Here is a 21,924-nt window from a genome sequence, read left to right on the forward strand (position 1 = left end):
TTGCTGTAAAAATGCCACAGTCCCATTAAGATGTACAGTAGCCAAAGTTTATGTTTTGTGCACGGTTGATGAAATAAAAAGGTAGGAACAGAAGAATGGGAATTCATGTCATTCAGAGTCAGCGACTAGATGTGTTGCTGGAGGGTGTGTTTAAGAGTCGTATTAAACCATCCAGACATGCATTTTCTGTATTAAAGGCACAGCATTTTATTGTGCCCGGTCCTGCGGTGCAGGAGTGGCTGACGCTGAAGATTTCAGAGCAGCAGGGGGTCAGTGCCAATACACTGTTTCATCAGCGCATCCGTGGTTTTCAGTGGTATGCCTATCAGCAGGTATTAAGTAATAAAGACAAAGTCCGTAAAGCCAATATTCCCCGTCTGGTGATGAAGTGGCGGATTTATCAGACACTGAAAGCATTTATTGAAACTGAACATAATCTGCTGGCAGAAAATCATCCCTTATTTTCTATCGTGCAACGGATTTATGATGCCGCTGCTGAGCTGACAGATCCCGTGCAGAAGCAACTGAAAAAACAGAGCATGCTGTACTGGGTGGCTGAACGGGTTTCGGTTCTTTTCAGTAATTACATGCTGTATCGGGGAGAATGTCAGCAGAACTGCCAGCAGGGCTGTAAATGCAGTGGTAACTGGCTGGTGCAGTGGGGACAGGGAAAAGCGCTGAATCTGGAACAGCAGTTTTTTAAAACCCGGGATGAAGTCTCTGCTTTTACGTTCAGTCAGGCACAACAGCTGGAAGAATGGCAACGCTGGCTGTGGCAGCATACCTTTCATGAAGACTTTGTGGAAATGCAGAGTATTGATGCAGATTTCTGGCAGATCATGGACAATGCTGTTCTTCGGGAAGAAGCATTGTCAAAACTGCCTGCACAGGTAACCGTATTTACACTGCTTGATCTGCCTCCTGCACAGCTGAATTTTCTGCGTAGACTGGGACAGCATATTGATATTGTGATTCTGCACTATAACCCTTCACAGGAGTACTGGGCAGACAGTGTCGATCCCAACTGGAAGAAGCAGTACGATCTGAGAGTCAAAGAGCGGTTTATTGCTAAGCATCCAAAAGCCACAGATGAAGATATCCAGAAATTCTTTGATGAATTTACCTTAAATTTTAATGCAGAAATCCGTGAGTCCAGACACCCTTTACTGACCCGTTTCGGCAAGCAGGCACGGGATCACTTTTCCTTGCTGTCCAGCCTGTCATCGGGGGATGAGGGGCAGTGGGTTGATGCCTTTGTGGATGAAGAACCAAAGAGCTTACTGACAAAAATTCAGTCCGATATTCTGTATCTGGCTGAACCTGAACCGCATGCGTATCTGCTCGAACAGGATGATGATTCGGTGCAGATTCATGTCTGTCATTCGGCACTAAGGCAGCTGGAAGTACTGCGTGATCAGCTGATTCAGTGGTTGTCCCAAAGTACCGCAGAACAGCCCCGCCGCCCGTCAGATGTACTGGTGCTGGTACCGGATATCAAGCAGGTTGAATCCTTAATCCGCAGTGTCTTTCCACATGTGCCGAAACAGAACAGCATTTATCTGCCAATTAAAATAGCGGGCGTGACGCAGCTGGATGCCAGTAATGCCTGGCGTGCGGTACTCGGCAGAATTCAGCTGGTGCAGGGACGATTCAGTACTGAGGATTTTGCCGACTGGCTGAATCTGAATGCAGTTTTATTGCGTTATGAACTCGATCTGAACAGTACCGCCAGAATAATGGAACTGCTGATTCAGGCAGGATTTAAACGCGGACTGGATGAACGGCATCTGGCAGAGCAGCTCAGTGAAAATGACAGGGACTATCGTTTCAGTCTGAAATTTGCACTGGATCGGCTGGTGCTGGGTGTCGCCGTGCCTGAACATGCCATGTTTGGAACCACCTTAAGTTTTTCGCAGGTACTGCCTGGGGACTTTGAGCTGGTCAGTAAACTGATTCAGATTTATCAGGATTTTGCTTTGCGTCGCCACTGGATGACTGCACATGAGAAAAAATCTGCAGGCTCAGAGATCGGTGTGGAAAAGTGGCTGGTGATTCTGACCCGTGAAATTGAAGAATTTGAACAGTATGGAGTCGAATCACTGACTGTGGTGAAAAAGATTCTGAAAAAGCATGACACCATGCTGTCACTGGCTTATCGGAATGAACAGGATGCAGACAGATCCAGTGAGCTGAGACGGCTCAATTTACCATTGCCATATCTGCTCACAGAAATTCAGAATACCCTGGACAATCAGTTTGATCAGGCGGTGCCTACCGGACAGATCACTTTCAGTCAGATTGGTCAGATCCGTCCGGTTCCTTATTCACTGGTGGTGCTGTTGAATATGGACAGCGGTAAGTTTCCTGACCGCAATCAGAATCTGCCTTTTGATCTGATGGCACTGCTGAAACCACAGCTGGGTGACCGCTCCCGTCTTGAAGATGATCAGGGCGCATTTCTGGATGCACTCCTGCTGGCAAAGCAGAGTTTCTGGATGTTCTATAATGGTTTTGATGTCAGTGATGGCGAAGTCAGAGAACCTTCAAGTGTGGTGCAGGAACTGATCACTCACATGGCACTGATTTCCAGCACCTGTGACAGCTCAGCTGAAGTTGCAGAAACTGCCGCAATGATCAGGCTGCATGAGATAGAAATCCCTGCTCAGTTAAAGTCTCTGTACCATGTGCATACCTTGCAGCCTTTCGATCCTGTCGGTTATGAGTTATCTGAAAACACTCGTTATCAGGATCAGTGGTTTCAGGTGGCAACACGCCTGCATCAGCAGAATGTACAGAACAGCCGTCAGGGATGGGTAAACAGTTCATATCCGCTGGAACAGGATTCGATCGTTGTACTGGATGCCGGTCAGTGGATTAAGGATATGATTTTCCCTGCTCGCCTGTACTTAAAGACCCTCGGCGTTGCCAATCTGCAGCCTGAAGATATTCCTGAAGATAATGAACCACTGGTGCTGGATGGACTGGGGCGTTATATCATTCGGGATTATTTAAAAAAGCAGGGTGAACAGCCAGTGCATCCTGATCTGCTGATGGATCGTTTACCTGTTGGAAAAGTTCAGCACAGTGCCTGGCAGATCAGTCTGGCGGAACAGGACAGTCTGAAAAAAAGACTGTCCCGATATGCAGAAGAAGAGACGCCTGTCACGCAGAAACAGTGGCGGATTCAATCTGATCTGATCATCAGCCTGACCGTCCCTGAACAGAAAACAGAGCAGTGGGTCAGTCTGGATGCTTCCAGTGGTCGGGCGAAACGGCGGGCAAAAGTCTGGCTTGAATATCTGCTCTGGCTGGCTTATGCAGGTCTAAATGATGAGGAATCTGTCCACCTGAAGCGGATCGCGGTATTCAGTGATGTCACTCTGATCAATACAGGACTGAGTTCAGCTCAGGCACGCGACTGTCTGCAGGGCTGGTTCAAAGCCTTTGTGTATGGACAGACTCAGCCCCTGGTTCTGCCTGCTGCTTTATTAATGAAACCTGCAGAAAAAGCAAAAGAACTGGAATGGCTGGTGGATGAATTCGGACACGCAGTTCCTGAGCTTCAGGGGGATCTGCTGAAAGAGTGGAATGGAGATGCTGCCCGTTTCAGCAGTGCATTTTCAATTGAAGACAACGAAGCGACAAAATTTCATCGTGACTGGCAGTTTATTTTACAGGAACAGGATACAACAGCTTTGCTGGAACATTGCTGTGATCTGTTTGCTCATGAGCTGTATCAACCGATTTACCAGTATCAGTCTGTAGAGGAAGCATAAGCATGACTCAGAAACTTTCCTCATCGCAGGTTTCCACACAGCCTATTGAAGATATGTACTTTACCGGACTGCACTGGATTGAAGCATCGGCAGGCTCTGGAAAGACGTATACGCTTTCAAGCCTGATGGTGCGTATTTTACTGGAAAAATATCTGCCTGCTCAGGTCATTGCAACGACATTTACACGTAAAGCGGCAGCAGAGTTGAAAAGCCGTATCCGTGCCAGGGCAGTGGACACACTGGCGTATCTGAATCAGTGCAGGGAGTTGACTGAACAGGACATTCAGCGCAAAGCGGAAAATGAAAAAGATCCGTTATTTGCAACAGTTTTAAAAGGCTTTTCAGGTCGTATTGCCTATGCCTGTGAACGTCTGAAACTGGTGATTGATCAGCTGGATGAACTGTTTGTAGGAACACTGGACAGCTTCAGTCAGAAACTGCTGCGGGAATTTGCTTTTGAAAGCGGGAAAATTGAACGTGCAGAAATAACGGATGATGCCCGTCGTTGCAGCTTTCTGCTGATTCATGATGTCTTACGTGAATGGATACAGCAGCAGCCACAGCCTGTTATTGATTATCTGCTGTTGAATAAAAAGCTGAAATCTCAGGAGGCTTATGTCTCTGTTGTGGAAAGCAGCCTGAATTTTTCCTCAGCAAAATTTCAGGAAGTGGCGCAGCCTGATATTCAGCTGGAAGCATTTTCAGCACAGATGACGGCATTCAGCCAGCTTGACCTGGCACAGCTTACTTCACTGTCAGCATATTATCTGGCAGAAGGTGAATATCATGCCATTGTGGCAAAAAAATGGCGTGATCATGCAAAACTGCAGCGTTTACTGACTGAAAAACTCCCTGCCTTTATCTCAGGTATTCAACAGCAGGGAGCTTATGCACTGTATGCGTCCGAATATGCAGAAACGCTGAAGCAGCTGGCTGATCTGCTGAAAAAACCACTGAACAAATGTCCTGAAAATGTTCTGGCAGACTTTGAACAGCATCCTGTGATTCAGGCTGTGCGAGTGTTTATAGAGGAACTGAACAGACTGACGATTGACCTTGAACTGCTGGACAGCTATCTGAAGTTTCATCTGGCGACTGAGGTCAGAAAGCGTTTGCCACAGGTACTTCAGCAGAAAGGTGAAACCACTTTTGCTCAGCAGATCAGGACACTGGCAGATGCTTTGCAGGAGGAAGGTGGTCAACGTTTTGCAGCACATATCCATGCTCGATATCCCCTGATTTTGGTCGATGAATTTCAGGACACCAATCAGGATCAGGATAACTTACTGGCACAGGTCTGGCGGAATCCTGCAAGGGTTAAGCTGGGCTGCATGATCATGGTTGGAGACCGTAAACAGGCTATTTATGGTTTCCGTGGTGGAGACATGCTGACCTTTCTGAAAGCCCAGATGGACGTATCAGGGCAGAGTGGTCGGACGTATAACCTGATCTATAACCATCGTTCAGTCAAACCGCTGGTTGAAGTGGTCGATGCACTGTTCCAGCAGCAACCGGACTTTGGTGAGCAGGTGATCTACAGCCCTGTGCAGGCGGGCAGCAGACCACATCCAGATCTGGTCGATGAACAGCAGATCAACCCATCGCCGCTTCGCTGGATACAGCTGGAAGATAAAAGCAAAGAAGCCGAACAGGTGGCGTGGAAAGTCTGTCAGCTGTTGAATCAGGGTGTGGGTGGCAGTCTGTTTTTTTCAGAGAATGGCATCCAGCGACCTGTCTGTGAAAATGATATTGCTGTCCTGTGTAAAGGACATCGAGGGTTGGATCATGCGCAGTCTGCACTGGAATATATGGGTATACGTACCTCCCGACCATCCAGGAAAAGTGTGTTCAGCAGTATGGTGGCAAAAGATACAGGTGCTGTGCTGACTGCCATTATGTTCCCTTATGATGAGCCAAAGGTGAAACGGGCGTTATTAAGCCGTTTGTGTGGATTTAATCTTCAGACTTTAATGGAACTTGAAGCACTTCCGGACGGACTGAGCCGTTATATGGAACAGTTTGATCTGATCAGGGAAATGTGGCTGAACCAGGGTTTTCTGACCGCATGGCACTACTGTCTGGATCAGTTCAGTGTCTGGCAGAACCTCGTCAGCAGTTTCAGTCGGGATAATGAACGTGCGGTGGTCAATTTAAGACATCTGAATGAAGTGCTCAGTCAGCACAGCGAACAGTATCAGGGGGCACAGAATCTTTATCATTGGTATTTAAAACAGCTGACTTCTCCGATGGAACGTGAATGGGAAATGGAGCGTCGTCTGTCCAGTGAAGCCGGAGTTCAGCTGATGACGATTCATCAGTCCAAAGGGCTTGAGTTCAGAATTGTCTTTCTGCTTGAGGCAGACAAAGCGTTCAGAGAGCGTGATAAACCCTTGAATTTTTCTACCGTTGAACAGTTCAATGAGCGGACTGGAAAGATGGAACAGCAGCGGGTTGTGGCTGTCAATGACAAACATCTGGTTGAACAGGCAGCAGTGACTCAGCATGAAGAACGGGCACTGGCAGAACATCATCGGATCTGGTATGTCGCACTGACCCGAGCCAGTTATCGGGTTTATGCCATGCTGAGCGATGACAAAGGAAAATCGACAGGTGGACTGGCCTACTGGCGGGGACAGGGCGAACAGATTTTTCAGCATCAGGGCAGTGTGATGGAGCCTCTGATGATGGAGCGTCCAGTCCGTAAAATGGCGCAGGAAAGTCCGGTTCAGCGTGATCTTCAGGCACAGGTCTTTCCTGACCAGCGTTTTTATACCAAAGCGAAAACCAGCTTCAGTGCTCTGGCACAGCACCTGACCCGACAGCAGATTCAGGATGCACTGGCAGTTGCAGAGTTATCCATCGGTGGGGCTGAAGACGAGCCGGTTTATGTGCCTGAAACGGAAGATACTGTTCTGGAACAGGATCAACCTGTTTCATGGATCAAGGCAAATTTTCCAATGGGTACGGTTGCAGGAAACTTTCTGCATGAAATTTTTGAACATATTCAATTTGCAGACAGCAGCGAGTGGCTGCTTGAAATTCACAGGCGCTTTAAAAATGATTATTCCATTTTACTGAAAGAAGTGACTGCGCGTTATCAGACTGATTTTCCAGAGCAGGAACAGTCAGAAAATATTCTGTTGAGCTGGATTGCTGAATGGTTACAGCAGGTGCTGGATACACCTTTACAGGGCAGTTTTCATCTGGGGCAGTTGAAGCCGGATCAATATCTGTCAGAATTTCCATTTCAGATGGCACTGGCAGACCGTGTCCCAGCTGTGAAACGGATTCACCAGTTATTTGCAGATGAAGGTATTGTGATGCCTGAATTTAATGCTGCAAATGCTGCACGTTATTTACAGGGTTCAATTGACCTTGTTTTTCATGATGGACAGCAGTATCACATTGCCGATTATAAAAGTAATTTTTTAGGAAAAGATCAGCAGCAGTACCGGACAGAAGCGATTCAGGAAAGTATGAGTTTTGCCAGTTACTGGCTGCAGGCAGCGGTTTATCTGGTTGCACTGCATCGTTATCTGAAGGTTCAGCTGGATGATTATGAGATTGACCGTGACCTGGGCGGAGCCAGCTATCTGTATCTCAGGGGGATGAACGGGCAGGCTCAGCAGGGATATGTTTACTGGCGTCCATCTTCTGAGTTTATTTTAAGACTGGATGCAATGCTGGGGCACCTGACGGTTCAGGCGGACACAGTTCTGCTGCACGAAACCGTATAAAACTGTGGATAACTTTGAGGATAACCATGTGGAAACTTTGAGCATAACTTCACAGCCCGATACAGAAAACCAGGTGGATGAATGGATTCAGCAATGGAGCAGTTATATTCTGGGCGCACCCTATAATACTGAACCCGTTTCAGACAGTGCAAAACAGCTGGTTCAGCAGCTGTTGCTGGCTGCACAGCAGGGGGACAGCTGTCTTCTGGTCAATCAACACCAGGTCATGACACTGGGACAGATGGTGCAGAACAGTGCTTATGCAGAAAACAGTGTGATTCCGTTTGTGCATGACGGTGAGCGACTGTATCTATACCGTTACTGGTCTCTGGAGCAGCAGCTTTCAGATCAGGTTTTACGCTTAAAACAACAGACACTTGAAGCGGTGAATATTGAAGCCTATCAGGAACTGCTGACAGATCCATTTCAGCGACAGGCTTTGCAGATGAGTGTAACGCAGTCACTGAATATCATTACGGGAGGACCAGGTACAGGTAAAACCTATACACTTGCCCGTATTATTGCCGTGCTTAATCAGACACAACCTGGACTGAGAATTGCGCTGGCAGCACCGACAGGTAAAGCCGCTCAGCGTATGAAAGAAGCACTGCAGAACTCATTGAATGATCCGAAGCTGACAGAACTGGCATCAGATGAACTGAAACAGCTGACACCAGTCACGATTCACCGGTTGCTTGGACTGGGAACAGGACAGAAGCCGAGATATCACGCCCGACAACCTCTGCCTTATGATGTTATTGTGGTTGATGAAGCCTCCATGCTGGATCTGAGTCTGGCGCAGATGCTGCTGGCCGCTGTCTCCAGTCAGGCACGGCTAATTCTGTTGGGTGATGCCAATCAGCTGGCATCTGTTGATGTTGGATCTGTACTGGCAGATTTGCAGCAGGTGACGGCACTGGCTGAGAACAGAGTGCATCTGGTCAACAGCCGTCGGTTTGGGCAGGATGCCTTGATTGGAAAAATGGCTGCCTTTATTCAGCAGCAGGCAGAACAGCCGGATGCAGATGTACTGAAAGCATTTTCTGAGCAGATCGCCCAGCCAGGCATCATACAGCCCGTCGCATTGTCGAAGGATATGCAGGATGTTGTACAGCTTGAATATCTTCCTTCGCACAGACAGACACCCGCAGAGTGGTCTGAATGCTATGATCGTCTGATGTATGGTTACAGTACTTATGCAGACATACTCAGCAGCTATGTGAAAGCGGATCATGATGAAAGCATGTTACAGCAGATAGTGACCGTTTTTGATGACTACCGGATTCTGACAGCCATCCGCCATGGTGAGTCGGGCGTACATCAGCTGAATCTACAGATAACAAAAAGACTGCTGGAGAGACCGGTCATCGCGGCATCAGTGCAAGGTGACTGGTTTACCGGACGTCCGGTCATGATGACCTACAATGATTATCAGCTGGGGCTGTCCAATGGTGATATTGGTATCTGTCTGAACAGAATCAGAAATGGCAGTGCACAGTTTGAGGTGTATTTCCCAAGTCTGGATAAATGGGTTGCAGTTACGCGGTTACCTAAAAATATTGAAACGGCATTTGCACTGACAATTCATAAGTCACAGGGTTCTGAATTCAGGCACACCGCGGTGGTACTGGATGGAAATGCAACAAAACTGCTGAGCAGAGAGTTGTTGTATACCGCGATTACACGGGCAAAAAATACAGTCACACTATTGGTGAATGCAGATTCATTTGTACAGGCATTGAGTGTTCAGACTTGCAGGAATAGTGGATTATTAGCAAAAGTTAATCAAAAACTGAATTGTTAAAGAATTATTAACAATACTGGGCTTTGTACGAAATGGCTTACATTAATTCAAGAGATTTGCGCATAGAGCTTACGGGGACTTTTTGAGAAGATGACCGTACAAATTGCTCAACAAGGAATGTTGAGAATAATCGCAAAACTATAATAATAAAGTCGTTTAGACAGCGAGCTTACAGAGACGTAAGCGAAAAGAGGAAACTTACAGCCGCTAAGCCTTGTAGTTTTGGGAGAGACTACAGGGCTTTTTATTTTTCATCAGAAATTACACAATAATATAATGTTTACTTATTGTACGAAAATACTTACAAACAGATACGTAAAAGTGGACTTTTTTCATTCAGTGAATATGGCAAAATATTACACATAGGGAAGTAAAAGTTAAACATGGAATGTTTAATAAAAACCGCGTGAAGCGGATACTATGACAATAAATAAAACAATGATAATTAAAATAAAAGAAACTACAGCGCAGAAAAAGCCCCAGACTTGGTCCGGGGCTTTTTCATTTCAGACCAGGTTGGTTTCAGTCCGGTCTGTTCCAAACAGAGAGCGGCGCTGTTCTTTGGGAACCTTCGGGCACTGAGTAGAGATCTGGTAAAGAGAGGCAGCCAGTGCTGGAATATGTGTTCCAAGCACAGATTTTCCGGTATTGATGAAAGAGACACTGATATCCCGCTCAGGATCTGCCCAGCATAAAATATTGGAAAATCCTAAGTGACCAAATGCCTGTCCTGTCATTGGACCAAAGACCCCTAGAGGATTACTGCCCAGCATTGGGCCCAGTGCATAACGCATCGGAGCAAGCAGAGTCCGGTCAATACTTGTCGTGGACGTTGGCAGCGTTGCGCGGAAGACAGTTTCAGGGCTCATGATCTGTTTTCCGTTGTAACTGCCGCCATTCAATAACATTTCAAAAAAACGGTTGGACTGTTCTGCACTGGTATAAATATTACCTGCCGGGCAGATGGTATCCATAAAACGGTGATCATTGGTGACATCGACAGCAAGCTGTAATCCACCCCCGAGTACATGATTCAGATAATGATCGGTACCCAGTTTAGGGTGCATTCCTGTCGGATAGTTCAATGCCACCTGGTCACGGAATTCAGGTTTCAGACCATAATTGAAAAAGGGCATGTCCATCGGTTTCTCAATATGCTCATGTAAAAACTGACGCAGATCCTGACCTGTGACCCGTTCAATCAGCTCTCCTAAAATATACCCTGCGGTGACAGCATGATAGGCAAGGTGTGCACCCGCAGGAGAGATCGGTTTAGAGGCATATAACTGTTGTAAAATCTGTTCTTTATCAAATAACAGTTCAGGTGTGACTTCGGTTTCAACACGGGGAATACCGCCACGGTGTGACAGCAGATGGAATATGGTTGCCCGACGTTTCCCGTTCTGAGCATATTCAGGAATGTAATAACTGACAGGATCAAGCAGATTGATTTCACCAGTTTCATCCAGCATGTGAATGAGCATCGCTGTAATCATTTTGGAGGCAGAAAACAGACAGACGGGTGTATCAGGTGTGGCAACAATTGCCTGATCAGACAGACCGGAGGCTGAATTTCCCTGCGCATAGCCAATACTGCGGTTCAGCATAATCTGTCCTTTACGCCGCAGACAGAAGCTGATCAGAGGATAATTTCCTGTTTTGTACAGGTTTTCAATGCTCTGCCAGATTTTTGAAACCTGCTGATCAGTCATACCCCCAAGCTCGGGTGCAACCTCATCAAGGCTACGGGTCACCTGTGACAGGTCTTTGGGTACATAGCAGGTATTGGTGGAAAAAAGTTTCACAACAGGCATCCATGATTCATTTTTTTTATAGAAGAACAAATATTGCAGTTTCATGACGCGCTGTCAGTGTCTCATCTGACTGAAAATGGTTGCCGATTATGCAAGTGATCTTTTGCATTCAGCAGCAATTTCCCTTAAAATAGCGGCTTGCTGTAGTGATGCACGGCAGTCAGCTTAATTTTGAAGAGTTAAGCTGATTTGTATCAAATATTTACATAAGCATCTCGGAGAAATCGAATGGCTTTAACTAACACAGATCGCGCAGAGATCGTTGCTAAATTCGCTCGTGCTGAAAATGACACTGGTTCACCAGAAGTTCAGGTAGCACTTTTAACAGCTCAAATCAATGACTTACAGGGTCACTTCAAAGAGCACAAACACGACCACCATAGCCGTCGCGGTCTGATCCGTATGGTTAACCAGCGTCGTAAGCTTCTTGATTACCTGAAAGGTAAAGATGCGACTCGTTATAGCGATCTGATCGCTGCTTTAGGTTTACGTCGTTAATTCGATTTAAACTTTTATTTTCGGAAGATTGCATGATTAATGCTGTACTGATGAAAACTAAAGTACACCTGAGTAAAATCGGGTAACTGGAAGGGGCGATTGTTCGCTCCTTCTTTGTGTCTTAAATAAGTGTTTTGAATATCTGGTGAGGTCGGCTTCTAAGCTTTGTCATTTATGTTGTTGATATGAATGCCAAACCTTAGGGGTCTCCACCAGAAGAAAAATCAGGAAAGAAAAATACATGTCGATGTTTAATATTATTCGTAAAGAATTCCAGTACGGTCAGCATCAGGTTGTTCTTGAAACAGGTCGTGTTGCGCGTCAGGCAAATACTGTAGTAGTTACTATGGGCGGCGTAACAGTACTGGTTGCAATTGTTGCTCAACCAAAAGCAAAAGCGGGTCAGGACTTTTTCCCACTGACTGTGAACTACCAGGAAAAACAATATGCTGCGGGTCGTATCCCAGGTGGTTACGGTAAGCGCGAAGGTCGTCAATCTGAAGCTGAAACTTTAATTTCACGTCTGATTGACCGTCCAATCCGTCCATTGTTCCCAGAAGGTTTCTACAACGAAATCCAGGTAACAGCTACGGTTGTTTCCTCTGACAAAACTATGGATGCAGATATTGCTGCAATGATTGGTGCTTCAGCTGCAATGTCGATTGCAGGTGTTCCATTTGCAGGTCCAATCGCAGGTGCACGTGTTGGTTTGATCAACGGTGAATACATCCTGAACCCGAACAATGAACAACTTGCTCAATCTGATCTTGACCTTGTGGTTGCAGGTACGGAAGCTGCTGTACTTATGGTTGAATCTGAAGCGAAAGAACTTTCAGAAGACCAGATGCTGGGTGCTGTGCTTTTCGGTCATGATGAAATGCAGATTGCAATTCAGGCGATCAAAGAATTTGCTGCAGCTGCTGGTGCAGTTGAATCAACCTGGGTTGCTCCAGTTAAAAATGAAGAACTTCTTGGAAAATTAAAAGAAGCTTTCGAAGCGAAAATCTCTGAAGCATATACGATTGCTGTTAAGCAGGACCGTTATGCGGCTCTGGATGCACTTCACGCAGAAGCTGTAGCTCAGTTTGTTCCTGAAAATGATGAAACTGGCATTGCTGCAGAAGTTGACGAGTTATTCGAAGATCTTAAATACCGTACAGTACGTGACAACATCCTTTCAGGTAAACCACGTATTGACGGTCGTGATACTAAAACTGTACGTGCAATCGATGTACAGGTTGGTGTACTGGGTCGTGCGCACGGTTCTGCACTGTTCACACGTGGTGAAACTCAGGCACTGGTGACAACTACACTGGGTAATACACGTGATGCGTTGATGGTTGATACGCTTGCGGGCACTAAAACTGACAACTTCATGTTGCACTACAACTTCCCTGCATACTCTGTAGGTGAAACTGGTCGTGAATCAGGTCCTAAACGTCGTGAAATCGGTCACGGTCGTCTGGCTCGCCGTGGTGTTCAGGCAGTTCTTCCTGCAGCTGACCGCTTCCCGTACGTAATCCGTATTGTATCTGACATCACTGAATCCAACGGTTCGTCTTCAATGGCTTCTGTATGTGGTGCTTCATTGTCTCTTATGGATGCAGGTGTTCCACTTAAAGCACCGGTTGCAGGTATCGCAATGGGTCTTGTGAAAGAAGGCGAGCGTTTCGCTGTTCTTTCTGACATCCTGGGTGACGAAGATCACCTTGGCGACATGGACTTTAAAGTAGCAGGTTCTGCGAACGGTATTACTGCACTTCAGATGGATATCAAAATCGAAGGTATCACTGAAGAAATCATGGAAGCTGCATTGAATCAGGCTTATGCGGGTCGTATGCACATCCTGAATGAAATGAACCAGGTGATTTCACGTGCACGTCCAGAAATCTCCATGCACGCGCCTACATTCCAGGTGATCAACATCAACCCAGACAAGATTCGTGATGTCATCGGTAAAGGCGGTGCAACCATCCGTGCAATTACTGAAGAAACGAAAGCTGCGATTGATATTGAAGACAACGGTACAGTTCGCGTATTTGGTGAAACTAAAGCTGCTGCTTCTGCTGCTGTTGCGAAAATTCAGGCACTGACTGCTGAAATCGAACCAGGCACAATCTATGCAGGTAAAGTTATCCGTATCGTTGAATTCGGTGCTTTCGTAAACATTCTGCCAGGTACTGACGGTCTGCTGCACATTTCTCAGATTTCAAATGAGCGTGTTGCAAACGTAACTGACGTTCTGACTGAAGGTCAGGCGATTAACGTTCAGGTTGCAGATGTAGATAACCGTGGTCGTATTAAACTGACAATGAAAGATGTAGAACAGGCTTAATCTGTCGGTTCAGTTTTTTTAAAAAGCCCTGTGTGTGCCAAAGTCGTGACTTTGGCTTGCTCAGGGCTTTTTTTATGGGCATGATGCAGGCAGGGATAATCAGAATAATTGACCGTATGCAGACTTTTTATTTTTTTCATCATCCAGATCATCAGAATATCTGCGTCCAGAAAATGCCTGTCAGCGAAACGGAGCAGCAGTTTACCTGGATTGACTGTACCCGTGAAGATGTGGTGAACAGAGCAGAAGAGTGGCAAAAAGAAATTTTTGAGCAGACAGGTCTTCTGATGAATGAATATCATGTCAGGGATATTCTGAATCTGGAACATCCCTGTGCTTTTGATGCGATGGATGAATATGATCTGCTGATTTTTAGAAAACTGATTACTCCTGATGACCATATCAGCAGTGGTGAAAATGCGATTGAACAGCATGAACGGGTCTTTGGTCTGGCAACATCCCCGATCAGTTTCATCTCCACCGATCAGGTGCTCATCACCATAAGGGAGCGGGGCAATCATGCGGTGGAGAGCTATATCAACCGCATTCAGAATGTCGTGCAGAAACCCTTTGATGAGCAGAATAAACCCCGAAAACTGGCGAGCACCTCACTGGATTTACAGTTACGTCTGTTAAATACCATGATTGATGGATATCTTGATCTGCGTATGCCTTTGACCCGCCGTGTTGAGTTCTGGCAACAGGAACTGTTGCAGGGAAACCGTCGTTTTACCAAATGGCAGCAGTTGTTTCAGGAAAATATGGCTTTGCAGCAGATGGAAAATCTGTGTGAAGAACAGATTGACGCCCTGCAGGAACTGCGTGATGAGATTGTTGAAAACTTTGGGCATTTAAAGCCAAGAAAAAAAGCTGAAAAGCAGGATCTGATTCTGGTTCGGGTGGATGATCTGGTCAGCCATGTTGAACGGATCCAGAAATACACTGCGCGACTCAGTACAGCCATTCAGTCAGCCATAGATCTGCATTTCTCTGCAATATCGAATCAGACCAATGAAAACATGCGTATTCTTGCGATTATTACCGCAGTTTTTGCCCCTCTGACTTTATTGACAGGCGTATATGGAATGAATTTTGAATTTATTCCGGGTCTGAAAAGTCCTGTGGGCTTCTGGATTATGCTGAGTGCAATGCTGCTGTGTACCATTGCACTGCTCATTTATTTCTATCGCCGTCATCTCGTTGGACGGGGAGAGCGCAGTGTGATGGACATGCTGGCACAGCAACATAAAAATCAGCATGTCAATCTTCTATGGTTTCTGGATTATGAGCCGATCAAACAGACCATGAAAGAAATGGAAAAAATAACCCGGATGAAATGACCACAGGCAGCGCAGGTTTTCAGCTCGGCTATTCAGTGCTCGGGTTTAATCCAGCTGTTTTGAATGCTGTTGCAGCAGATGATAGATTTCATCTTTCAGATGCAGTTTTTTGCGTTTCAGCGCTTCAATATCATCATTGATCAGATGAACTGGATTGAGTTCAAGCTGAATAATTCTCTGATCAAGCTGCTCATGATCTTCGAAAATTTTGGCAAAGTGAGGATTTTTTTCACGTAATCCAGGAATTAAATCCTTATGCTCTGGAAACATATTTTTAATTTTCTTATTACATTCCTTAACTTTCATATCGGGTATGGCTCCCCATAGTCACTGGTCTTAAAAAAAAATACACCGCAATCTTCAGGGATTACGGTGTGCTCAAATCTTAAATCTCAGGATTCTGGCAAATGCAGGTGGCGTACTTCACGTCTGAGCTTCTGTACTTCATCAATCAGATCCAGCATCATGGCGACTGCGGAAAAACTGGCATCGAAGTCACGCTGCAGACGATAGGCTTTACGGGCACGGGTGACATCATCACTGAAAAACTGATGAATACGCTCATCGGGGCGGTTGGGCAGAATATCGTATTCCAGTAACTGCAATACCCATTCAGGGCTTTGCCCACAGGTGGCAGCAAAATTTTTCAGATCAAAACTGCGATAATCATCTACAGATTCGGACTGATTACTGCCTTCACAAATAATTTCACGATAATGAATTGTTGTCATGGCGTTCTCCTTAACCCTGGCGAGGTTTAAAGTGCTTAAAGGCTTCAGCAAATGCTTTGTACGCTTGCTGTTCCGTTTCATTCTGAACAGGTGGATTAACAATCTTTAAAATCAGGTACAAATGCCCTGGTGTTTTATGGGGAATTCCTTTTTCTTTCAGGCGAAGCTGCTGTCCATTCTGTGCATTTTCAGGAATATTGACCTGGAGTTTATTGCCTCCTGGTGCAGTAAATTCAACACTCTGACCTAAGGCCGCTTCCCACGGGCTGATCTTCAGAGTGAAATAGACATCAGCACCTTCTATGCGGATCTGATCGTTATCCTTATATCGGATTTCAATATACAGGTCGCCATTTTCTCCGCCATTGACACCACTTTGCCCCTGTCCTGAAAGTCTGATCTGCTGACCTTCTTTCATGCCGGCTGGAATTTTCACCTGCAGGGTTTTCCGCTGAACTTCAGGCTCACCATAGGCATTCAGTGATGGAATCTGCAGGCTGATCTGCTGGCTTGCTCCGTGAAAAGCAATTTCAGGATCAACTTCCAGGCTCGCATGCTGATCTTCACCTTTATAACTGCGCGACTGCTGTTTCTGACTGCGCTGGTACTGATAGTTTTCCCCACCAAAGCCTGAGCCAAAGCGCCCAAACAGATCTTCAAAACCGGAAAAATCTGAGGCATTACCCTGACCAGTATGCTGTCGGTAAAATTGTGCATTATCAAACCCACCTGCACCCGCGGACTGCCCGTAATTGCTGAAACCTTCTGGATGATCCAGCTGAAAATCATATTCTTTCTTTTTTTCTTCATTGCTTAAGGTGTCATAAGCAACATTGACTTCCTGCATCCGGCTTTCTGCATCAGCTTCTTTACTGACGTCGGGATGGTATTTTCTTGCCAGCTTACGGTACGCTTTTTTGATCTGGTCTGCTGTGGCATCGCGTGAAACGCCCAGAATTTCGTAGTGATTTTTAGGCATATTTCCTGAATTTCAGAGTCATTATCTTTTATTTATTATTAAGTCTTTTAAGTGACTTATAACAGCCCTGAACTGTAGCTAATTGTTTCAGCCTCAATAAAAAAGCCTTCCTGAAAAGGAAGGCTCTGGCAGCGGTGGGGCGAGATTAATATTTAACCCAGGTCACACTGCGTCCAATAACGGATACACCGACATAGCCACGCATGGTCAGACGTTTTTCATTGCTGCTCAGACGCGCTTTGCCTTTGTAAATTTTGCCACCAATCGGATCAAGTACCCGACCATCAATAAACTCTTTAGGGTTATCCGGATTCTGTTTAAAACCCCAGATGAAAGGCAGTCCTAAAAATGGCTTTCCTTTCAGTGCGCCTGGGCAGTTGGTGCAGATGACCGCTTTTTCTGCACCTGGAATACTGCGGGTTTCAACAATGATTCCCTCATAGGTGCCGTCAGGTTTTTTACGGATCTCGACATCGGCACGTGAATAGCCGGTACGGTCGTCAATGGTCTTCCATTTTCCAACCAGTGGATCGCTGTCAGCAAAGCTCATCGAAGATAAAGTTGCCAGAAACAGTCCAGCAATAATCCCTTTATAACGTTTATTCATTCGGGCCTTCCCTTGATAAAAGTATGCCATTTTAATTTTAGAGTAAAATACCTAAAACAAAGTCTAAAAATCAAGTGAAATCAACGCTATAAAGTGTGACTTTAATCTCTTAAAGAGTGAATTGTGTAGTGTGTTGTGAGATGTGCAGGAGATATTTGCAGTCCACTGCGATGTGGACTGCATAAACTGATGTGGATTTCAGTATTTGATCCAGGTCATATTACGACCGACAGAAGTCCCATCAATAAGACCGCGGATCACCAGATGTTTGCCATTACTGCCTAAGCGGGCACGGGCTGGATAAATATTTCCAGTGTGCGGATCAAGCAGTGTTCCATTGATAAATTCATCTTTCTTTTCAGGATTCGTGGTCAGTCCTGCAAGAGTTGTCAAACCGATCAGTGGTTTACCTTTGTTGTCTCCAGTACATTTCACACACTGTACCTGTTTGATTCCACCTGGAGATGAACGTACATCAACAATGGTTGCAGTATACTGATTGGCTTTGTTTTTGGTGATTGTAACGTCGGAAAGAGAGAATCCAGTACGGTCATCAATCGTTTTCCATTTCCCTACAAGTGGATCTGTTGCTGCAAATACCGTCTGGCTGATTATTGTTGCTGTAAAAATTGCGGTCAGCAGTAGTTTATTCATGAAGCTTTCCCTAAAACATGATGTAAATACCTGAAACACAGGAATAATGTTAAATACTTATTAAAACTTTGGAATAACTTATACATGGAAAAAACGGAAGTTGAATAGGCAAAAATGTTCAAAAGAACTGCAACTTTAGGAGGGTGTTCTGGTGATGGAATAACCGATTCATGCACTCGGAATTTGTGCATGGAAAGGGATGCGAATGAGTGGTTAAAAAATATTCCGAAACCGGCAGTGGTGAATTATTCCACTTTGATCCAGGAAACTGTCCTGCCAAGCAGCGTTGTCCCGATATAACCACGTAAAGTCAGAACATTTCCGCGGGCATTTAACCGACCTTTACCACTGTAAATATTTCCTGTTAATGGATCGAGCACCTGACCATGAATAAACTCACCTTCTTTATCAGGATTTTGCTGAAAACCTGACAGTATGGGCGGTCCAAGTAAGGGTGCATTTTTCAGTGTTCCTGAACACTTTTCACAGTGGCTGATTGCAGGTCGGTTGGGAATGGCATGAACTTTTATGATTTTTCCTGTGTATTGCCCATTTTTCTGTTTACTGATCTGAACTTCTGCACGTGCATAACCTGTTTTGTCATCTATGGTTTTCCATGTGCCAGAAAGATCCTGAGCATGCAGTAGAGAGCAGTGGAACAGGGGGATCAGCGCGAGGCGCATTATTGTTTTCATTTTAGTTTTCCGGTCTTTATTCAGTTATTTTTATGTTCCAGCATCGGCTGGAAAACCGGCATTCTACTCGAATTTTAAAACTTTACAATACAGAGGACTGAGCCATTTTCAGTGCATAAAAAAGGGTGACCGTGGTCACCCTGAGCTGCATTTTATATTCAGCTGAGATGTTCACCAAACAGCGCCAGTGCTTCTTCAGCAGTAAAGCTGTACTGGGTGTTGCAGAACTGGCAGTCCATGGTCAGTGGGTTCTGGTGTTCCAGGGTTTCACGTACAGCGACTGAACCAATCTGAATCAGTGCAAGCGAACAGCGTTCTTTGGAGCAGGTACAGCCAAATTTCAGCTGTTCTGTTTCAGGTAGACGGACTTCTTCTTCATTGTATAAACGGTAAAGAATTTCGTTGGCATCCAGTCCGATCAGCTCTTCAGGTTTGAGTGTTTCAGTCAGCATGGTCAGACGAGGCCACAGATCTTCATCGACCCAGCGCTGTTCTTCTTCACTGTTACGGGGTAACAATTGAATCAGTAAGCCACCTGAGCGCTGTGTATCGCTCGCCAGGACAATCCGTGTTGGAATCTGAGCAGAAAGGTCGTAGTACTGCATCAGGCAGCTGGCAAGATCGGGTTTGTCCAGCGGCACAATCCCCTGATAGCGTTCACCCTGTTCAGGCTCAATGTTAATGAACAGAACTGGATTCAACAGATTTTTCAGCACAGTACTGCTGCTGGTTGCTTCTTCAAAACGGGGATCGGCTTCGTAATCTGCCAGGGCGCGGACTTCACCATTGTGGTTACATTCAGCCATTGCCCATTTCAGTGTACCTGTTGCCTGAATCTGCAGGCTGATCCGTCCACGGATTTTCAGTGTACTTGCCAGTAAAGCGGTTGCACTGAGCATTTCACCCAACAGAACTCTGATGGCGGGTGCGTAGTCGCGCTGTTGCAGAATTGTTTGCAGCGCATTTTCAAGATGCACAACCTCACCACGAACAGGGCTATCTTCAATATAAAAACGTTGACGTAAATCAGACATAAAATTCTCCAAACCCTGTCTTAATGGTGACTATATTGTAAAACACAAGTCACTCAGATTCATCCCTAGTAACATCTATCCGCTGATGTTCCAGTCCGCGCTTCAGATTGACGCCAGCTGGGACTTCACGCGCCTGTGCATCACTTTCAAACAGGTGTTCAAGTTCGGCTAAAGCGTTACGGTGTGTTTCATAAATTTTCTGTTCATCGGTATAGACCCGCTGCTGCTGAGTCAGCAGTTTTTCATCATAGTCACGGAACAGCTCAATGCTGCGGTAAGCATCTTCTTCCTCAATCCCCAGTTCACAGAGCGCTCTGTAAGCCATGCCCAATGAAGACAGATAGGTTTCACGCCAGATATGCTCAACCCCAAGGTCACGTAACAGATGGACATGATGGCGGTCTCTGGCACGGACCAGCAGTTTCAGTTCGGGATAATTCAGACGGATATGCCGGGCAACATTCATGGAGTCTTCTATGTCATCAATAGCCAGGATGAAAATGCGGGCATGCTCAATGCCAGCTGCGCGTAAAATTTCCGGTTGAGTGGCATCGCCATAATAAAGTTTACCGCCATAGTTTCTGACAAAATCCACTTTTTCCAGGTTGCTGTCGATGGCGGTAAAGGACTGGTGCTGTAAATGGGCAACACGGGCAATAATCTGTCCGAAACGTCCAAAACCGGCAATGATGATTGAACTGTGCTCATCGGGAATGTCATCGTATTCAGGCGTACTTTCTTTTTCAAACAATGGCAGCACCCATCTGGTAACCACCCAGTACAGCAATGGTGTCAGCACCATGGAAAGGGTTACCATCAGATTGACAGGTTCCAGCACAGCCTTTGTGATGACCTGTTCACTGAGTGCGACATTCAGTACGACAAAGGCAAATTCACCGCCCTGTGCCAGGCAGGTCGCCAGTAACAGACTGTTGCGCAAGGAGTACTGAAAATAACGGGCAATGGTAGTTAAGGATAATAATTTGATCAGCAGCAGAACCAGTGCTCCACCAATGATCAGTCCTGGAGACTCCACAATCAGTGACAGTTCTGTGGTCATGCCTACGGTCATAAAAAACAGACCCAGCAGCAATCCTTTAAAAGGGGCAATACTGGCTTCAAGCTCATGACGGAATTCGGAGTCTGCAAGCAGTACACCGGTCAGAAAAGCCCCAAGCGTGGTACTGATGCCGAGTACATCCATCAGTACAACCACGCCCAGTACAATAAACAGCCCTACGGCCGTAATCAGCTCATATGCACCACTTTTTGCAACAAAGCGGAAAAACGGGCGCATCAGATAACGACTGAACAGAAACAGTCCGGTAAAGGTTGCAATAATTGCTGCGAAATAGGCAATGCCGTGATGGGTGGATTCCGTTCCTGCGAGCAGTGGAATCACGGCAATCAGTGGAATAGCAGCAATATCCTGGAAAAGCAGAATGGAAAATGACTGCTGACCGAAGGTGGTGTTCAGTTGCTGTTTTTCACTGAGCAGCTGCAGGACAAATGCGGTGGATGACAGTGCCAGTGCTGAACCGATAATCAGGCTGGCGGTCACAGATTGCTGAAGGGCGAAAAAGACCGCAATGGCAAGAAACAGTGCGCTGACACCTACCTGCACACTGCCGATCACAAAGATGGATTTACGCATTTCCCATAGACGCTGTGGACGCAGTTCCAGTCCAATTATGAACATCAGCAGAATGACACCAAATTCGGCAAGTTCCTGAATGGCTTCAGGATCACTGGCAATATTCAGCACACTGGGACCCAGTACAATACCCGTAAACAGATACCCCAGTACTGTGGCAATACCGAAGCGTTTGGCCAGTGGTACCAGCAAAAGTGAGGCACCAATAAAAATGGTGATCTGCAGTAATAAAGACATGTTGCTGTTCCAGTTATTCTGTATTTGCT

16 protein-coding genes are annotated in these 21,924 nt (G+C 45.9%); 6 read left to right on the top strand and 10 right to left on the bottom strand.

Going from position 1 to position 21,924, the window contains the following annotated elements:
• Nucleotides 1-95: 95 nt before the first annotated feature.
• The 3 genes from CDG60_RS02650 to recD are packed head-to-tail and all read left to right on the top strand — an operon-like array spanning nucleotide 96 to nucleotide 9,317.
• Nucleotides 96-3,776 carry an exodeoxyribonuclease V subunit gamma gene (locus CDG60_RS02650; RefSeq protein ID WP_087512650.1) on the top strand — a complete coding sequence of 1,227 codons (3,681 nt, stop codon included), beginning with the start codon at nucleotides 96-98 and terminating at the stop codon, nucleotides 3,774-3,776.
• 2 nt (nucleotides 3,777-3,778) lie between these two features.
• Complete coding sequence (locus tag CDG60_RS02655; protein WP_087512651.1) at nucleotides 3,779-7,513, top strand: UvrD-helicase domain-containing protein; 3,735 nt, start codon at nucleotides 3,779-3,781, stop codon at nucleotides 7,511-7,513.
• A 28-nt stretch (nucleotides 7,514-7,541) separates the two neighbouring features.
• A complete protein-coding gene (gene recD, locus CDG60_RS02660; protein ID WP_406565294.1) occupies nucleotides 7,542-9,317 on the top strand; it encodes an exodeoxyribonuclease V subunit alpha in 1,776 nt (591 codons plus the stop codon).
• 506 nt (nucleotides 9,318-9,823) lie between these two features.
• Here the strand turns inward: recD and CDG60_RS02665 are convergent.
• The gene (locus CDG60_RS02665) at nucleotides 9,824-11,122 is read right to left on the bottom strand and encodes a serine hydrolase domain-containing protein (protein ID WP_087512727.1); all 1,299 of its coding nucleotides are present in this window, start codon (nucleotides 11,120-11,122) and stop codon (nucleotides 9,824-9,826) included.
• Nucleotides 11,123-11,359: 237 nt separating this feature from the next.
• Here CDG60_RS02665 and rpsO point away from each other — a divergent pair, with 237 nt between their 5' ends.
• A complete protein-coding gene (rpsO, locus tag CDG60_RS02670; RefSeq protein WP_010111798.1) occupies nucleotides 11,360-11,629 on the top strand; it encodes a 30S ribosomal protein S15 in 270 nt (89 codons plus the stop codon).
• 247 nt (nucleotides 11,630-11,876) lie between these two features.
• Entirely contained in the window at nucleotides 11,877-13,964 is a 2,088-nt protein-coding gene (gene pnp / locus CDG60_RS02675) for a polyribonucleotide nucleotidyltransferase (protein ID WP_171405479.1), read from the top strand.
• On the opposite strand, the gene CDG60_RS18275 is transcribed toward pnp, so the two are convergent.
• Nucleotides 13,961-14,107, bottom strand: coding sequence for a hypothetical protein (locus tag CDG60_RS18275; RefSeq protein ID WP_171405418.1), 147 nt, complete (start codon nucleotides 14,105-14,107; stop codon nucleotides 13,961-13,963). The genes pnp and CDG60_RS18275 overlap by 4 nt on opposite strands.
• Here CDG60_RS18275 and CDG60_RS02680 point away from each other — a divergent pair.
• On the top strand, nucleotides 14,081-15,304 hold the full coding sequence (locus CDG60_RS02680) for a magnesium transporter CorA family protein (RefSeq protein ID WP_087512728.1): 1,224 nt from the start codon (nucleotides 14,081-14,083) through the stop codon (nucleotides 15,302-15,304). The two genes, CDG60_RS18275 and CDG60_RS02680, sit on opposite strands and share 27 nt — an antisense overlap.
• Before the next feature lie 45 nt (nucleotides 15,305-15,349).
• Here the strand turns inward: CDG60_RS02680 and CDG60_RS02685 are convergent, their stop codons facing one another.
• The 8 genes from CDG60_RS02685 to CDG60_RS02720 form a co-directional block, all read right to left on the bottom strand.
• Nucleotides 15,350-15,610: an HP1242/YdcH family protein gene (locus tag CDG60_RS02685; RefSeq protein WP_087512654.1), complete on the bottom strand. Its 261-nt coding sequence runs from the start codon at nucleotides 15,608-15,610 to the stop codon at nucleotides 15,350-15,352.
• An 86-nt stretch (nucleotides 15,611-15,696) separates the two neighbouring features.
• The gene (locus tag CDG60_RS02690; RefSeq protein WP_087512655.1) at nucleotides 15,697-16,035 is read right to left on the bottom strand and encodes a chaperone modulator CbpM; all 339 of its coding nucleotides are present in this window, start codon (nucleotides 16,033-16,035) and stop codon (nucleotides 15,697-15,699) included.
• A 10-nt stretch (nucleotides 16,036-16,045) separates the two neighbouring features.
• Nucleotides 16,046-17,014: a DnaJ C-terminal domain-containing protein gene (locus CDG60_RS02695; protein WP_087512656.1), complete on the bottom strand. Its 969-nt coding sequence runs from the start codon at nucleotides 17,012-17,014 to the stop codon at nucleotides 16,046-16,048.
• A 145-nt stretch (nucleotides 17,015-17,159) separates the two neighbouring features.
• Nucleotides 17,160-17,621, bottom strand: a complete 462-nt coding sequence (locus CDG60_RS02700; RefSeq protein WP_087512657.1) for a DUF2147 domain-containing protein — start codon at nucleotides 17,619-17,621, stop codon at nucleotides 17,160-17,162.
• Between the two features lie 198 nt (nucleotides 17,622-17,819).
• Nucleotides 17,820-18,275, bottom strand: coding sequence for a DUF2147 domain-containing protein (locus tag CDG60_RS02705; RefSeq protein ID WP_087512658.1), 456 nt, complete (start codon nucleotides 18,273-18,275; stop codon nucleotides 17,820-17,822).
• 245 nt (nucleotides 18,276-18,520) lie between these two features.
• Nucleotides 18,521-18,970 carry a DUF2147 domain-containing protein gene (locus tag CDG60_RS02710; RefSeq protein ID WP_227542913.1) on the bottom strand — a complete coding sequence of 150 codons (450 nt, stop codon included), beginning with the start codon at nucleotides 18,968-18,970 and terminating at the stop codon, nucleotides 18,521-18,523.
• 158 nt (nucleotides 18,971-19,128) lie between these two features.
• The gene (gene hslO / locus CDG60_RS02715; RefSeq protein ID WP_087512660.1) at nucleotides 19,129-20,004 is read right to left on the bottom strand and encodes an Hsp33 family molecular chaperone HslO; all 876 of its coding nucleotides are present in this window, start codon (nucleotides 20,002-20,004) and stop codon (nucleotides 19,129-19,131) included.
• Between the two features lie 49 nt (nucleotides 20,005-20,053).
• Nucleotides 20,054-21,895 carry a monovalent cation:proton antiporter-2 (CPA2) family protein gene (locus CDG60_RS02720; RefSeq protein WP_087512661.1) on the bottom strand — a complete coding sequence of 614 codons (1,842 nt, stop codon included), beginning with the start codon at nucleotides 21,893-21,895 and terminating at the stop codon, nucleotides 20,054-20,056.
• Nucleotides 21,896-21,924 lie beyond the last annotated feature (29 nt).

Origin of the sequence: Acinetobacter chinensis (assembly GCF_002165375.2) — a bacterium.
GTDB classification, from domain to species: Bacteria; Pseudomonadota; Gammaproteobacteria; order Pseudomonadales; family Moraxellaceae; genus Acinetobacter; species Acinetobacter chinensis.

Coding starts and splice junctions, on each gene's coding strand:
- CDG60_RS02695 (WP_087512656.1), bottom strand. CDS start 17,014: ATGCCTAAAAATCACTACGAAATTCTGGGCGTTTCACGCGATGCCACA.
- CDG60_RS18275 (WP_171405418.1), bottom strand. CDS start 14,107: ATGATGAAAAAAATAAAAAGTCTGCATACGGTCAATTATTCTGATTAT.
- pnp (WP_171405479.1), top strand. CDS start 11,877: ATGTTTAATATTATTCGTAAAGAATTCCAGTACGGTCAGCATCAGGTT.
- CDG60_RS02720 (WP_087512661.1), bottom strand. CDS start 21,895: ATGTCTTTATTACTGCAGATCACCATTTTTATTGGTGCCTCACTTTTG.
- CDG60_RS02685 (WP_087512654.1), bottom strand. CDS start 15,610: ATGAAAGTTAAGGAATGTAATAAGAAAATTAAAAATATGTTTCCAGAG.
- CDG60_RS02710 (WP_227542913.1), bottom strand. CDS start 18,970: ATGAAAACAATAATGCGCCTCGCGCTGATCCCCCTGTTCCACTGCTCT.
- hslO (WP_087512660.1), bottom strand. CDS start 20,004: ATGTCTGATTTACGTCAACGTTTTTATATTGAAGATAGCCCTGTTCGT.
- CDG60_RS02680 (WP_087512728.1), top strand. CDS start 14,081: ATGCAGACTTTTTATTTTTTTCATCATCCAGATCATCAGAATATCTGC.
- CDG60_RS02655 (WP_087512651.1), top strand. CDS start 3,779: ATGACTCAGAAACTTTCCTCATCGCAGGTTTCCACACAGCCTATTGAA.
- rpsO (WP_010111798.1), top strand. CDS start 11,360: ATGGCTTTAACTAACACAGATCGCGCAGAGATCGTTGCTAAATTCGCT.
- CDG60_RS02690 (WP_087512655.1), bottom strand. CDS start 16,035: ATGACAACAATTCATTATCGTGAAATTATTTGTGAAGGCAGTAATCAG.
- CDG60_RS02650 (WP_087512650.1), top strand. CDS start 96: ATGGGAATTCATGTCATTCAGAGTCAGCGACTAGATGTGTTGCTGGAG.
- CDG60_RS02700 (WP_087512657.1), bottom strand. CDS start 17,621: ATGAATAAACGTTATAAAGGGATTATTGCTGGACTGTTTCTGGCAACT.
- CDG60_RS02705 (WP_087512658.1), bottom strand. CDS start 18,275: ATGAATAAACTACTGCTGACCGCAATTTTTACAGCAACAATAATCAGC.